Genomic DNA, 15288 nt, shown 5'->3' with positions numbered 1-15288 from the left:
TAGCTAAACGTTATGTTTCCTTTAGCTAATTGTAACATCAATGTTAGCTAAGTGTTAACAAGGACGACTGCTTCAGTGTATCCGGCAACAAAAGTAAAGGGGGTGCATTATGCCTGTGTTAATTCAGTTTTAAGAATGAAATAAATTTTACATTTGTTCCTTTCAGTATAATTTGTAACTCAAAAATCTATGATGCAATGGGAACGACTCTTGTCGCTGCGACGACAAGGGGATACCAATAAACGCTTGCGTATCGAACAGGACGAGACCCGATTGGGTTTTGAAGTAGACTATGACCGTGTGATCTTTTCGGCGGCCTTTAGAAGCTTACAGGACAAAACGCAGGTAATACCTCTTTCTAAAACCTCTTTTGTGCATACCAGACTTACGCATAGTCTGGAAGTATCTGTGGTGGGACGTTCCTTGGGGCGAACCGTTGGTAAAAAGATATTGGAGAAACATCCACAGTTGCAGACGGTGCATGGGCATCAGTTTAACGATTTTGGAGCCATTGTGGCAGCTGCAGCGCTGGCACACGATATTGGGAATCCGCCCTTCGGACACAGCGGCGAAAAAGCCATTGGGAATTATTTTCTGAATGGGAAAGGCAAGCGTTTTAAAGATCAATTGACGGACAAGCAATACCAAGATCTTGTAGATTTTGAAGGGAATGCCAACGGATTTAAGATATTGACCGAGACAAGGAACGGTGTGACCGGAGGTCTGAGGCTTTCTTTTGCCACCTTGGGAGCCTTTATGAAATACCCAAAGGAATCCTTACCCAAAAAACCAACTAAACATATAGCAGATAAGAAATACGGAGTGTTTCAGTCTGAAGCGGAATTCTTTCAAGAAATTGCAACCGATCTGGGGCTTGGAAATCGAAGCGATACCGGTCACCTTTCCTTTAACAGGCACCCTCTTACCTTTTTGGTAGAGGCAGCCGATGATATTTGTTACACCATCATTGATTTTGAGGACGGGATCAACTTAGGATGGATAGAAGAAGAATTTGCCTTAGAATATCTTATAAACTTGGTGAAGGAGCATATCAATACCAAGAAATATCAACAGCTTACACAATCTTCAGACCGACTGGCATACCTTCGGTCGTTAGCAATCAATACCTTGATCGCTGAAGCATCTTCAATTTTCCTCGAGAACGAAGAAGCGATTTTAGCCGGAGATTTTTCCGAATCATTATTAGAGAAGAGCCGCTTCAAAGCACAGATCGACGATATCTTGAAGTTAAGTATCGAGAAGATCTACCGAAGCCCCGAAGTGATCGAAAAGGAAATAGCAGGATATAAGATACTAACTTCATTACTGGATACTTATACAACCGCTTTTGAGAACAGTTATACCAATACCGCTACCCATTACGATACTTTAATTGTTCGTTCTTTCGAAAGGAATCATGAACCACTGCAGTCGGTGTATGAGTATTTAATGTTGTGCTGTAGTTTTATTTCCGGTCTTACCGATGGAAATGCATTACAGCTATTCAAACGAATACAGGGGGAACCCTGAAAAGTAATTTTAAAGTGAATACTGTTAATTTTGGTCAATACATTAGGTTGTTTAATTTTTTACGGTATTTTTAGAACAAAATTTTAATAGACTTATTTAATCATTTAAAAATCAGCATGAAAAAACTACTACATGTGGTGGCGTTACTGGTTGTAACCCTTAGTGTCGCTCAAAATTTCGAAACCCAAATCACTTCTTACTTAACTGCGAACAGGGCACAATTAGAGCTTCAGCCGGAGGACATAGCAGATGTTCAAATTACTTCTAACAGTTTTTCAAAGAGCATGGAGCTGGAAAATGTATATGCTTCACAAAGGCACAACGGTATTGCCGTGTATAATTCCTCTTCTAGTTTTGCAATAAAGAACGGTCAGGTTATCTATGCGGGTGTCAATTTTACTTCCGGTCTTCGGCAAAAAGTAAATACTACTACCCCTTCCATTTCACCTGCTGCCGCGATATTAAAAGCAGTTGCCGCCTTAGGTCTTTCTAATCCTTTAAATCTTGAACTTCTAGGGCGTGATGGTAACGAATATCTGTTTTCAAATGGCGGTATCTCATTGGAAGCTATTCCGGTGACCTTGGTCTACCAGAAAACCAATGACGAGCGCCTGCGATTGTCCTGGGATCTAAGGATTTACCTGTTGGATGCGAGCCACCATTACAGTATGCGAATTGATGCTGTTACGGGTACCGTATTGGAAAATAACGACTGGGTGATAAGTTGTAACTTTGGAACTGCACCACACCGTCATGGAAGCCCCGTAGCAGTACCTCTTGAAAGTATATTGTTTAAAAAAGAATCGAATGTGGAGTTTTCTGTGGGAGGAGCACAATATCGCGTGTTCCCGCTTCCTTTGGAAAGTCCTTCGCATGGATCTGAGCAATTAGTGGCAGATCCTTCCAACGCTGTTGCTTCTCCATTTGGATGGCATGATACGAATGGAGCACCTGGAGCTGAATATACCATAACACGAGGTAATAATGTATGGGCTCAGGATGATATAAATAATAATAACGGCACCGGAGCCTCGCCAGACGGCGGTGCCGGTCTTAATTTCGATTTTCCTTACGATTTCAATACAGCTCCGGTAAACATGCTGGATGCAGTAACCACCAATCTTTTTTATTGGAACAACATCATGCACGATGTTTGGTATCAATACGGATTTGATGAAGCTAGTGGAAACTTTCAGGAGAACAACTATGGAAACGGAGGCGCCGGTAGCGACTCTGTAAATGCCGACGCACAAGATGGTGGCGGACTCAACAATGCCAATTTCAGTATTACGGTAGAAGGAAACAATCCAAGAATGCAAATGTATTTATGGTCTGCTTCAAACTACCTGGAACTTCTTACAATTAACAACGGACCTCTCGCCGGAGGACATGTAGCTGTAGCGGCAAATTTTGGGGCGGCGATTCCGGCAGCTCCGCTCACTCAGGATCTCGTTCTTGTTGAAGACGACGATGCAGGAGCTTCTACAGATCCAACCGATGCCTGCGACACTATTACCAATGGCGCAGCAATTAATGGAAAGATCGCTGTGATACGCAGAGGGGGATGTGAATTTGGCTTTAAAGCCTTGGCGGCTGAGACCGCCGGAGCTATAGCTGTGATCGTAGTGAACAACGAACCCGGAGATGCTATTGTAATGGGGCCTGGTGCCCAAGGAGGCAGTGTGACCATTCCGGCCATTATGGTAAGTAAGAGCGTGGGAGATGCGATAATAGCCGAATTACTTTCTGCAACCGTTAATGGAACTATTCAAGACGTGCCTCCGGGACCGCAATTGGATGGGGATTTAGACAATGGCATCATCGCACACGAATATGGACACGGGATCTCAACACGACTTACCGGTGGGCCCGCAAATCCTGCATGTCTCTTTAACGAAGAGCAAATGGGAGAAGGATGGAGTGATTATTTCGGACTTGTACTCACAATGGAGCCGGGGGATGCTGGAACCGATATTAGAGGTATTGGAACCTATGTTAATGGACAAAGTACAGAAGGAGGCGGAATTCGTGAAGCTCCTTATAGCACAGATTTTGCCATCAATGACTATACCTACGCCGATACCAACAACAATGTATCTCAACCACATGGTATTGGATTTGTTTGGGCAACCATGTTATGGGATATGACTTGGGATCTTATTGATGTATATGGTTTCGATCCAGATGTTTATAATGGAACCGGAGGAAATAATATTGCCATGCAATTGGTGATCGACGGACTTAAGTTACAAAACTGTAGCCCCGGGTTTGTCAATGGACGGGATGCCATTATAGAAGCCGATGAGATAACAAACGGAGGGGCGAACAAATGTCTTATTTGGAACGCTTTTGCGCGCAGAGGCTGTGGTTTTAGTGCAAGTCAAGGCAGCAGTAATAACCGTACAGATCAAGTTGAGGCTTTTGATCTTCCTGCAGAATGCTCTTTAGGGATTGAAGATTTAGAAGGCGTTCAAAAGAACTTTGTACTCTATCCAAATCCTTCTACTGGAACGATTAATATCGCTTCACGACGTCCTGCTGGAGATGTGACCGTATCCATTTTCGATTTAAACGGACGTACGGTATTTACACAACAATTGGAATTGCAAACCACCGGAACAATTCAAGCCGAAGGTTTGAACGCAGGAATGTATCTGGTAACCATTGAAGGTCAAACCGGAACGCAAACCGAGAAATTAATTATCAAATAAGGATAAATAGATTCAGAAAAAAGAGGCTTTCGGGCCTCTTTTTTTATAAATATTCTTTAAGGGATGTGATAATTTTTTCGGAAGTGATCCCCACATGTTCCTTGAGTTGAAAAACGGTACCGTGTTCAGGAAAAATATCGGGAATACCCAACATTTCCATAGTATTGGAATACTTATTCTTTGCAGCAAACTCGGCAATAGCGCTTCCGAAGCCTCCATGGACCACTCCGTCTTCCACGGTAATTATAGTTTGATATTTCTGAAAAACCGAATGCAATAATCGTTCATCCAATGGTTTGATAAAACGCAGGTCGTAAGCTCCTGTTTTTTCTTTTTCTGAAGAAGAGAGCGCATCTATGGCTTCTAGTACTTCCGAAGCAATTGTACCAATAGCCAATACCGCTATCTTATTACCCTCTTTTAAAGTGACGCCTGTTCCTATTGCGATTGCTTCAAATGGCAGCTGCCATTCTAATATATCTCCGTGACCGCGCGGGTAACGGATGGCGATAGGGTGATCGAGCCCTAATTGGGCCGTGTACAAGATATTCCGAAGATCGATGGCATTACGAGGCGCAAATAAAATAAGATTAGGCACACATCGCAGATAAGCTATATCAAAGATCCCATGATGTGTGGCTCCGTCCTCTCCCACTAGTCCCGCTCTGTCCAAACAAAAGATCACCGGAAGGTCTTGCAGACATACGTCGTGGATTAGCTGGTCATAGGCTCGCTGCATAAATGTTGAGTAGATATTGCAAAACACTTTAAATCCTTGCGTTGCAAGTCCCGCAGCAAAAGTTACGGCATGTTGTTCGGCGATTCCCACGTCGAAAGCACGATCAGGGTAGGCTTCCATCATTAATTTGAGCGAACTCCCGGTGGGCATGGCTGGTGTGATTCCAATGATGGTGTTATTTGAACGTGCCAGTTCAACGAGGGTTATTCCGAAAACATCCTGGAATTTTGGAGGGGCGTGTTCGTTATTCTTTGGCAGCAATTCACCGGTTTCTGCATTAAATTTACCGGGGGCATGGTATGTAACCTGATTTTCTTCAGCTTGTTTAAGTCCCTTCCCTTTTTTTGTGATGACATGAAGTAATCGTGGACCGGGAACTTTCTTTAGATCTTCCAATGTTTGCATCAATGCGGGTAGATCATGGCCATCTACAGGACCTGAGTATTTAAACTTCAGGGCTTCAAATATATTATCAGTGTCCGGTGTTTCAGCGAGGTTCACCTTTGTGAGATACTCTTTGAGTGCACCAACACTGGGGTCGATCCCAATAGCGTTATCGTTCAAGATAACCAACAGATTGGTATTGGTAACACCGGCATGGTTTAAAGCTTCAAATGCCATTCCGCTGGTGATGGAAGCATCTCCAACCACAGCGATATGCTGCCGGGCTGAATCTCCTTTTAATTGCGCTGCAATGGCCATTCCCAATGCAGCAGAAATAGAGGTACTGCTATGTCCGGTGCCGAAGGCATCGTATTTACTTTCAGTGCGTTTAGGAAAACCACTAAGGCCATTCCATCGTCTATTCGTTTGAAAGATGGATTTCCTCCCTGTAAGGATCTTGTGTCCATAGGCTTGATGCCCCACATCCCATATTAAGATATCTTCAGGCGTGTTAAATACATAATGCAAGGCTATGGTCAGTTCGACCACACCCAAACTTGCCCCTAAATGCCCTTCTTTAACGGCCACTATGTTAATTATGAAGTCGCGCAGCTCTTTCGCCAGTTGAGGTAACTGGGACGGTTGAAGATCGCGCAATTCTTTAGGGAACTGAATTGTTTCTAATAACTTCTTTGACACCTTGCAAAGATACATTTTGCTTTTGTACTTTTACTTCGCTTAAGGAAATTGAATGAACGAACTTACACCTTACGATGACACCTATTTTATGAAGCGCGCACTGCAAGAAGCTGAAGCTGCGTATGAGAAAGGAGAGGTGCCTATTGGAGCCGTTGTGGTGATCAACAACCAGATTATCGCCAGGGCGCATAATTTAACAGAAACTCTTAACGATGTCACTGCGCATGCCGAGATGCAGGCCATCACCGCAGCGGCGAATTTTTTAGGAGGTAAATACTTGTTAAATTGTACGCTTTATGTCACGCTTGAACCATGCCAAATGTGTGCTGGGGCTTTATTTTGGAGTCAGATATCGACCATCATTTACGGAGCGAGAGATTCGCAACGCGGTTGTATCGCCCTTAATACAAAATTACACCCTAAGACCACCATGCGAGGAGGTATCTTAGCCGAAGAAACATCACAATTGCTGAAACGCTTCTTTGTAGAGAAGCGGAATCTAAATTAAAAAGGCCCGCTAGTATAGCGGGCCTTTTTTCGGTCAGTTGTTAAGATATATATCTTAGTCGTGGATCACGCGCACCTTTGCGGCAACCATTCCTTTTCGTCCTTCTTCTTCAACATATTCAACTTTGTCACCTTCGTTAAGGGCTTCGCCATTAAGTCCGGTTACGTGTACGAAAATGTCTTTTCCGGTTTCGTCGTTGGTGATAAACCCGAAACCTTTTGACTCGTTAAAAAACTTTACTGTTCCTTCCATTGTAAATAAAAAAATAAATTAATAATGAACAAATGTACTATTTTTATGACCTCAAAGGTTAAGAAAATCTTAATTTTTTTTAAAACGAACTGATTTATAGCTTCTTGTCCTTGCTGTAATTTCGCATCTTCTCTATGTTCTCTTTGGTGAGCATATAGTCTTTTACATTCCTATGCTTCCAACGTCTGTAGATGAATACGGGCATGGTAATAAAAAAGGTCACTGCAATGGAGATCCCAATAAGAAACTCACCGGTTTTTGGATCTGCATCCCGGATATAAAATCCTGCACAGCACGTTACAATAGCGGCTAGAACTAAAAAAAGGAGGAGATATTTCATGTAAATTTATTTTCCTGAAAAGTCAATTAACTTTCGTCTGTAAACAGTTAATAGTTTCGATTTCGAAACAAAACCATAGTATTTTCCATCTTGAGTAACAGGTAGATTCCAAGCGCCTGTGTCCTGGAACTTCTTCATTACGTGGGTCATTTTGTCTTCGTCTAAGATAATAATAGCTGGCGGATTCTGCATTAGGTGTCGGGCTGTAACTTCATTATAAAGGGATTGATCGAACATTACAGGGCGCAGGTCATCCAGTAAGATGATCCCCTCCAGAGCACCGGTGTCAGGGTGAATTACCGGAAAAATGTTCCGATTCGATTTTACTACAGCTTGATGTACGATCTCGCCTAAGGTCATGTCGGGATAGAGTGTTGCAAAATTTTGCTCCACAACCGATTTGATATTCATCAAGGTTAAGACTGCGTGATCTTTATTATGTGTTATTAACTCACCTTTACGCCCCAATTCCATTGCATAGACCGAATGCGGCACAAAGTATTTGGTTATTGAATAAGAAATTGCCGCTGCGATCATTAACGGGAGGAACAGTTCGTAACCGCCGGTAACTTCAGCAATTAAGAAAATAGCCGTTAAGGGTGCGTGCAAAACTCCTGCCATGAGGCCTGTCATGCCAACCAAGGTAAAATTGCTTTCAGAAACAGGGGTAGCCAGCAGGTTGGTGGCATTTAGTATTTTGGCGAGACAATAACCCATGATGCTCCCCATGAACAGGGTAGGTGCAAATATCCCTCCAACACCCCCCGCCCCAAAGGTGAGTGAGCTGGCGATTACTTTAAAGACAACAAGTCCGCCCAGGAGCGCGATCATAACCCATACATTGGTAAGATCCAGATCGAAGAAGTTATTCTCTAATGCTTTTTCGGGATTTCCCTGCACTAAATTATTGATCACGTCGAAACCTTCTCCGTACAGCGGAGGAATAAAATACACGAGAATTCCTATACCCATGCCTCCAATTATTAAACGTTTTATTGGCGAACCGATCCTTTCGAAGAATTTCTGAAAGCGCTCATAGGTTTCAGTAAAATAAATGGAAACAAATCCTGCTACCGCTCCTAAGAGGATGTACAGCGGAATGTCTTTCAGTAAAAATTCATCTTCAATGCTAAAAGGGAGCAGAATATCATTTCCGAAGAAAAAATAGGAAGTAATGATTGCAGATACCGAAGCTAGGAGTAGCGGGATCAAGGATACCAGGGTGAGGTCCAGGCTGATTACTTCTATAGCAAAAATGATGGCTGCAATCGGTGCTTTAAAGATCGAGGACATGGCACCGGCCGCCGCACATCCTATCAATAAGGTGCGTGTTGCCTGATTCATGTGTAACAGGCGTGACAAATTAGAACTCAATGCGGCTCCCGTAGCAACGGTAGGTCCCTCCAGTCCAACAGAGCCTCCAAAACCAACCGTGATAGGAGCTGTCAATAAGCTTCCATACATTTGGAATCGTCTCATGATACCTTTTTTCTTGGCGATGGCGAATAAGGTGGCCGGAATACCCTGGGTGGGTCTATTGCGTATAATGTAGGTGAGGATGAGATAGGTGAGTGTTAATCCAATAATTGGAAAGATAAAATAGAATGCGCTATGATATTCCTTAATAAGTTTACCCTCAAGAAGTAGTTGAATAAAATGCGTTCCGTTTTTTATAAGGACAGCACCCATTCCCGAAAGAAACCCAACCAATATGCTCACAATAAGAATGAACTGCTTGTGCGAGATATTTTTCAATCGCCATATAAGGAATCGCGTGAGCAAAGTTCGTCTTTGTGCAGACATTTCTACGGTATTAAAAAATCCTGCCGAAGCAGGATACATTTAATCTTTTATCTTAAGTTGTAAACTAAGTTCTTCCAGTTGCGCGGTATCGATAGGGGCCGGAGCATCGATCATGACATCACGTCCTGCATTGTTCTTCGGAAACGCAATGAAGTCCCGAATCGTCTCTTGTCCGCCCAAAATTGCCACCAACCGGTCCAGTCCAAAAGCAATTCCTCCGTGAGGCGGTGCACCATACTGAAAAGCATCCATTAAAAATCCAAATTGCGCTTTGGCTTCTTGGGGGGTAAATCCTAAGTAATCGAACATAAGCGATTGAGTTTCCTTGTCGTGTATACGAATAGAACCTCCTCCAATCTCATTTCCGTTTAATACTAGATCGTAAGCATTCGCCTTTACTGCTCCCGGATCGGTTTCCAATAACTCAAGCTGTCCGGGTTTAGGAGAGGTGAATGGATGGTGCATAGCGTGGTAACGCTGTGATTCCTCGTCCCATTCCAATAAAGGAAAATCGACCACCCACAAAGGGGCAAAAACCTTTGGATCACGAAGGCCTAGCCGCTGTGCCAGTTCCATTCGCAGTGCACTCAACTGGGAGCGCACCTTATGCGCCTCGCCAGAAAGCACACAAATAAGATCTCCGGGCTTCGCGCCTGTGATCGCTGCCCATCTTTGCAGATCCTCTTGATCGTAAAATTTATCGACAGAAGACTTAAAGCTTCCATCTTCGTTATAGCGACAATACACCATCCCCATGGCGCCTATTTGCGGGCGTTTTACCCAATCGATAAGGGCATCGATCTCTTTTCGGGTAAAGCTGTTTCCTCCCGGAACGGCGATTCCAACGACCAGTTCTGCTTGGTTGAAGACATTGAAATCCTTGTGCTGTGTAGCAGCATTCAATTCGCCAAACTCCATACCGAAGCGAATGTCCGGTTTATCATTTCCATATTTTCGCATGGCCTCATCGTAGGTCATTCTTGGAAATTCTGAAACACCTACACCGTTGATCTCCTTGAGTAAATGGCGTGTAAGTCCTTCGAAGGTATTTAAGATGTCTTCCTGCTCAACAAAAGCCATTTCACAGTCTATCTGAGTGAATTCCGGCTGACGGTCGGCACGTAGGTCCTCATCCCGAAAACATTTTACGATTTGAAAATACTTATCCATTCCTCCCACCATAAGCAACTGCTTAAAGGTTTGTGGGGATTGAGGTAAGGCATAGAACTGCCCTTCGTTCATACGAGAGGGAACTACGAAATCGCGGGCTCCTTCGGGGGTGGATTTAATGAGGTAAGGGGTCTCTACTTCCACAAAATTCTTTTCAGACAGGTAATTTCTAACTGCCATGGTCACTTTATGCCGAAACACAAGATTTTCACGCACAGGTTTTCTTCGGATGTCCAAATAGCGGTACTTCATTCGAAGATCTTCTCCACCATCGGTTTCATTTTCAATTGTAAAAGGCGGTGTTAGGGACTTATTAAGTACTGTAATATTCTTGACAAGGATCTCTATATCGCCGGTAGGCATATTGGGGTTCTTGGACTCTCGTTCGATCACGGTCCCATCGATTTGAATCACAAATTCTCTGCCCAGTTGCGAAGCAATTTCCATAACCTCTTTTGAGGTACGTTCCTCATCGAAGATAAGTTGTGTGATACCGTACCGATCTCTAAGATCTACCCAGATCATAAAACCTTTATTTCTAATTTTCTGCACCCAACCGGCAAGGGTGACCTGTGTATTTATATGCGAGGCGTTTAATTCGCCGTTGCTGTGCGTTCTATACATTGTTTTGTAAAAATTAGGTGCAAATTTAGGAAGATTAAAGAGCAATTCGCACTATTTTTTAAACTTTACTATGCTCAGCCGCAAGATTTTGTTAAGAAACTGTTTGTTAATATTTCTCACTACGTTAAAAAATGATTAAATCTTCACTACCTTGGTAGGAACAATCAAAAACTTATAATTATGAAACAAAAAAACTCAAACAGCAGGATGCTCCTGTTTGTTCTTTTAATTTTTCCGTGTTGGGTGTTCGCACAGACCACTTTAAGCGGGAGTGTAAAAGAACCCGGCGGTAAGACTGTTCCCTTTGTTAATGTCATTGAGAAAGGAACCACCAATGGAACGACTACTGACATGGATGGAAATTTCACACTCGCTGTGAACAATTTGCCCACGACGCTTATCTTTTCATCTATTGGCTTTGAAACCGTAGAACAGTCTGTGTCAAGTACCACTCCAATCAGTGTTACCATTTCTGAATCTGCGGAATCATTGGAAGAGGTGGTGATTACGGGACTTGCAACATCGGTTAAACGATCCAACGCAGCCAATGCTGTTGCTTCGATTTCAGCCGAAGAATTAGCAGGAAGAACACCGCCACAAACACTCGATGGAGCCCTGGCCGGAAAATTCGCCGGAGCTTTGGTAACGAAAAGTTCGGGAGCTCCTGGAGGGGGAATTTCGGTTAAACTAAGAGGGGTCACCTCCATTAACGGAAATTCTCAACCATTATATATTGTAGATGGAGTGTATGTTAACAATAGCAGTGTCTCTGCGGCAGGATTAAATTTTGTGTCTCAAGCGGCTTCCGGAGGGAATGCGTCCAGCCAAGACAACCCTTCCAACCGTATTGCAGACATCAACCCTGACGATATTGCAAACATTGAGATCCTAAAAGGAGCTTCAGCTGCGGCAATTTACGGTTCTCGTGCTGCCGCCGGGGTGGTTATCATTACAACCAAAAAAGGGAAAAGAGGAGAAACAAAGGTTTCTTTTTCCCAGGAAGTTGGTTTTAACAGAATCATTAATTTGAAAGGACAGCGGAATTTTACTGCGGAAATAGCAGAAAACAGCTTTGGTGAAGGCCAAGGAGCATTGTTCTTAGCAGCCCAAGCGAACGGAACCTTGACAGATTATGAGAAAGAAATATACGGAGAGGATGGATTTATATCCAATTCTACCGTGAATATTTCCGGAGGATCAGATAATACTTTGTTCTATGCTGCTTTCTCTAATAATGAAGAAGCAGGTATCGTAAAGAATACGGGATACGACCGAAAGTCCATTCGGTTGAATCTAGAACATACCTTCTTTAAAGATCGGGCAAAACTTTCCGTAAATAGTAACTACATCAACTCTACGGCAGACCGAGGATTCTTTAATAACGATAACACAGGGACCACCATTGGGGTTGCATTAACGTCTACGCCGCCTTGGGCGCAATTGTTTCCTGATGAAAACGGAAATTATCCCGACAACCCGTACGGGGGTTCTAACCCTTTACAAACAAGAGACCTTGTGACCAACAGAGAAGACGTCAATCGTTTTATTACGGGAGGGACTTTAGATTTTGATATTTACAGAGCCGATAATTCTAACTTGAAACTTCAGCTTAGAGCAGGGGTGGATTATTACGAATTGGTCAATACAGCGATATTTCCCAAGGAACTTCAGTTTCAAAAGCCATCCAACGGTGGTTTGAATGGAGTAAGCGCTCTTACAACTACTGAGAACAAAGACGCCAACTATTCGGCATTCTTGGTACACAATTATTTTACCGATAATGAATTGAATTTCACAACGCAAGCTGGTTTAACAAAGCAAACGTTTAGTGTAAATACCGTTCGTAATATTGCCACCAACCTTCTAGCTTCAGAAACAAACCTGGATCAAGCAGCAAATATTTCAGTTGCCCAGTTTAGACAAGAGCAAGAAGATGCCGGTTTCTTTGTGCAGGAAGAAGTGAATTTTCAAGATAAATTTATAGCAACTGTCGGGGTTCGAGGAGATAAATCCTCTAATAACGGGGACGCCAATGAACTATTTTATTATCCAAAAGGATCTCTTGCTGTTAATTTTCATAATTTCGGTTTTTGGAATGATGGCTCCCCATGGAACCAGTTTAAAATCCGAGCGGCTTATGGTGAAGCAGGAAATTTTGCACCAAACGGAGCCTTATTTACTGCTTATGTGAGCTCTTTGATCGATGGTATACCGGGAATCGTAGTTCCGGGGACTTTAGGAGACCCAACGATCTCTCCCGAAAGACAAAAGGAATTGGAATTTGGTTTTGATACCGGATTGTTTGGGAACAGAGTAAATCTGGAATTCACGTACTACAATAAAAATGTCGATGACCTTATTTTATTGGCCAACAATGAATCTTCTTCAGGATTCGTTTCAAGATTTGCCAACGCGGGGAATTTAGAGAACCGAGGTTTTGAGATAGGATTCAATGCCGATGTGTTCCAAGGAGATGCATTCGAATGGAATACGGGAATATTGTTCTATAAGAATACTTCCGAGATCACTCGATTGGATGTAGATCCATTCAACTTAGGAGGTTTTGGAACGGGACTGGGAACTTTCAGAATTGAAGAAGGCGCTAGTGCCACTCAAATTGTAGGAAACAATGCCGATGGAGAACTAGTGGTTCTTGGTGATGCCGAGCCCGATTTTCAAATGACCTTTAATAACTCGTTTAGGTACAAAAACTTTGACCTGTCTTTCCTATGGCACTGGAAAAAAGGCGGTGATAACATCAACCTTACCAACTTATTGACAGATTTTGGGCAGACAAGTCCGGACTATGATGATTTTACCTTAGACCCTTCAGGACAACTTAACAACGGAGACTTTCGTATTTCAGCATTTAGAGGAGGTTTTGCAACACCGTTCGTAGAAGATGCGTCTTATTTGCGTTTACGGGAGATTGGTCTTTTCTATACGTTTTCAAACAAAGTACTGGAATCAACATTCAATGGTTATGTATCCAACATAAAAATTGGGTTCTCGGGAAATAACGTGATCAATATTTTTGATTATAACAGTTATGACCCGGAGGTTTCTAACTTTGGTTCCAATGGATTATCCACTGGGGTAGAGGTGACTCCGTTTCCATCCTCAAAACGTTACTTGTTTCACCTAAAAGTTGACTTTTAATCTAAAAAAATAACCTTATGAAAATTATAAAGATATTTCTAACACTTATTCTTACCGGTCTAATCACAGTTTCTTGTGAGGTAGAAGAAGGTCAGAATTTAAATGGACCCACTACCGACACGGTAAGTGATGACCTCTCCAGGGGGGAACTACAGGAGGCTATGGGAGGTGCCCTGTCTGACATGCGTGAAAGACTTGGAACGCAAGTCGATGCCATGTCTGTAGCTGGACGCGAATATTGGAGGATACAAAGTTCAGATCCTCGCTGGACCGCCGATTTGTTGACAGGTGTTTTGGACAACAATACATTCTATACCACGAATCCGTATGCCGCCAGATATGCGACCATTAAGGACATCAACCTGCTGTTAACTGGTTTGGAGAATACCACGGCCGATTTTTCGAATCAAGAGATCGCAGCCACTCGTGGATTTGCGAACACGCTAAAAGCGCATGAGTTATTGATGGTGTTAAACCATCAGTACAAGAATGGAATTCGAATTGATGTTTCGGATCCCGATAACTTAGGACCTTTTGTGCCTTATGAAGAAGCATTAACAACGATTTTTCAGATGTTGTCCGATGCTGCTGCAGATCTTTCAAATGGAGGTGGCGAATTTCCTTTCTCGATCCCTTCAGGTTTTGCAATTGCATCAACGCCTTCAGATTTTTTGCAGTTCAACAGAGCTTTAGCAGCGAGAGTTGAGGTGTACAGAGGAAACTATGCTTCGGCAAATTCCCTGCTTCAAAATTCATTTATGGATCTTAGCGGAAATTTGGATAAGGGGGTATATTTCACTTTCTCTTTAACAGGAGCAGACATGACGAACCCCTTATTTTTCGCGCTCAATTCTACTGTCGCGAATGCACGCATAGCACATCCCACATTTATAAATGATGCTTTGCCTGGAGATGATAGAGTGAACAAGGCGGTACTTCGGGATGAACCGCTTACATCCGATAACCTAACAGGATCTTACGATGTGTTCGTTTATCAAAGTAATGAGGATCCTGTGGCAATTATTCGAAACGAGGAGTTGTTACTTCTTTATGCTGAAGCTAACCACATCTCAAATCCTGCAGTTGCAGTGGCAGCCATAGACGTTGTTAGAACAGCAGCCGGTCTGGATCCGTATACCGGCGGAACAGCTCCTGCAGACCTTGTGGATGAGATCTTATACAACCGCAGGTATTCGTTGTTTGCTGAAGGAGGACATCGATGGATCGATCTTCGTCGATTCAATAGATTAGGAGTGCTGCCTATCGATAGGGCGGGAGATGCTATTTTTGAACAATTCCCGATTCCGTTAACTGAAAATCAGTAGGAATCCACCTATTATATAAAAAGAAAACCCTTTCCATCGGAAAG

Annotated in this window: 10 protein-coding genes; 5 read left to right on the top strand and 5 right to left on the bottom strand. The window is 42.9% G+C overall.

Going from position 1 to position 15288, the window contains the following annotated elements; translation table 11 throughout:
• Positions 1–192 precede the first annotated feature (192 nt).
• Both dgt and JS40_RS08125 read left to right on the top strand, forming a co-directional pair.
• Positions 193–1530, top strand: coding sequence for a dGTP triphosphohydrolase (gene dgt / locus JS40_RS08130; RefSeq protein WP_034262267.1), 1338 nt, complete (start codon positions 193–195; stop codon positions 1528–1530).
• Positions 1531–1646: 116 nt separating this feature from the next.
• Positions 1647–4241 (top strand): T9SS-dependent M36 family metallopeptidase, encoded by a 2595-nt coding sequence (locus tag JS40_RS08125; protein WP_034259750.1) that lies wholly within the window; start codon positions 1647–1649, stop codon positions 4239–4241.
• A 43-nt stretch (positions 4242–4284) separates the two neighbouring features.
• Here JS40_RS08125 and JS40_RS08120 read toward each other — a convergent pair whose 3' ends face one another.
• Positions 4285–6063, bottom strand: a complete 1779-nt coding sequence (locus tag JS40_RS08120; RefSeq protein WP_034259748.1) for a 1-deoxy-D-xylulose-5-phosphate synthase — start codon at positions 6061–6063, stop codon at positions 4285–4287.
• Between the two features lie 52 nt (positions 6064–6115).
• On the opposite strand from JS40_RS08120, the gene JS40_RS08115 reads away from it, so the two are divergent.
• Positions 6116–6571 carry a nucleoside deaminase gene (locus JS40_RS08115; protein WP_034259746.1) on the top strand — a complete coding sequence of 152 codons (456 nt, stop codon included), beginning with the start codon at positions 6116–6118 and terminating at the stop codon, positions 6569–6571.
• 54 nt (positions 6572–6625) lie between these two features.
• Here JS40_RS08115 and JS40_RS08110 read toward each other — a convergent pair whose 3' ends face one another.
• The 4 genes from JS40_RS08110 to aspS form a co-directional block, all read right to left on the bottom strand.
• A complete protein-coding gene (locus JS40_RS08110; RefSeq protein WP_034259745.1) occupies positions 6626–6823 on the bottom strand; it encodes a cold-shock protein in 198 nt (65 codons plus the stop codon).
• A gap of 94 nt (positions 6824–6917) precedes the next feature.
• A complete protein-coding gene (locus JS40_RS08105) occupies positions 6918–7163 on the bottom strand; it encodes a hypothetical protein (RefSeq protein WP_034259744.1) in 246 nt (81 codons plus the stop codon).
• A gap of 6 nt (positions 7164–7169) precedes the next feature.
• A complete protein-coding gene (locus JS40_RS08100) occupies positions 7170–8966 on the bottom strand; it encodes a chloride channel protein (protein WP_034262264.1) in 1797 nt (598 codons plus the stop codon).
• A gap of 39 nt (positions 8967–9005) precedes the next feature.
• The gene (aspS, locus tag JS40_RS08095) at positions 9006–10760 is read right to left on the bottom strand and encodes an aspartate--tRNA ligase (RefSeq protein ID WP_034259742.1); all 1755 of its coding nucleotides are present in this window, start codon (positions 10758–10760) and stop codon (positions 9006–9008) included.
• A gap of 180 nt (positions 10761–10940) precedes the next feature.
• On the opposite strand from aspS, the gene JS40_RS08090 reads away from it, so the two are divergent.
• Positions 10941–13919, top strand: coding sequence for a SusC/RagA family TonB-linked outer membrane protein (locus JS40_RS08090; RefSeq protein ID WP_034259740.1), 2979 nt, complete (start codon positions 10941–10943; stop codon positions 13917–13919).
• A gap of 17 nt (positions 13920–13936) precedes the next feature.
• Positions 13937–15244, top strand: a complete 1308-nt coding sequence (locus tag JS40_RS08085) for a RagB/SusD family nutrient uptake outer membrane protein (protein WP_034259737.1) — start codon at positions 13937–13939, stop codon at positions 15242–15244.
• The last annotated feature ends 44 nt before the right edge of the window (positions 15245–15288 follow it).

It is taken from the genome of Altibacter lentus (genome assembly GCF_000746845.1).
Taxonomy (GTDB): Bacteria; Bacteroidota; Bacteroidia; order Flavobacteriales; family Flavobacteriaceae; genus Altibacter; species Altibacter lentus.
Note: the sequence above shows the minus strand (reverse complement) of the source record. Positions and strands in the feature narration are given on the sequence as shown.

Excerpts from the sequence above, each read along its gene's own strand:
- dgt (WP_034262267.1), top strand. The coding sequence starts at position 193 with ATGCAATGGGAACGACTCTTGTCGCTGCGACGACAAGGGGATACCAAT.
- JS40_RS08125 (WP_034259750.1), top strand. The coding sequence starts at position 1,647 with ATGAAAAAACTACTACATGTGGTGGCGTTACTGGTTGTAACCCTTAGT.
- JS40_RS08115 (WP_034259746.1), top strand. The coding sequence starts at position 6,116 with ATGAACGAACTTACACCTTACGATGACACCTATTTTATGAAGCGCGCA.
- JS40_RS08110 (WP_034259745.1), bottom strand. The coding sequence starts at position 6,823 with ATGGAAGGAACAGTAAAGTTTTTTAACGAGTCAAAAGGTTTCGGGTTT.
- JS40_RS08105 (WP_034259744.1), bottom strand. The coding sequence starts at position 7,163 with ATGAAATATCTCCTCCTTTTTTTAGTTCTAGCCGCTATTGTAACGTGC.
- JS40_RS08100 (WP_034262264.1), bottom strand. The coding sequence starts at position 8,966 with ATGTCTGCACAAAGACGAACTTTGCTCACGCGATTCCTTATATGGCGA.
- aspS (WP_034259742.1), bottom strand. The coding sequence starts at position 10,760 with ATGTATAGAACGCACAGCAACGGCGAATTAAACGCCTCGCATATAAAT.
- JS40_RS08090 (WP_034259740.1), top strand. The coding sequence starts at position 10,941 with ATGAAACAAAAAAACTCAAACAGCAGGATGCTCCTGTTTGTTCTTTTA.
- JS40_RS08085 (WP_034259737.1), top strand. The coding sequence starts at position 13,937 with ATGAAAATTATAAAGATATTTCTAACACTTATTCTTACCGGTCTAATC.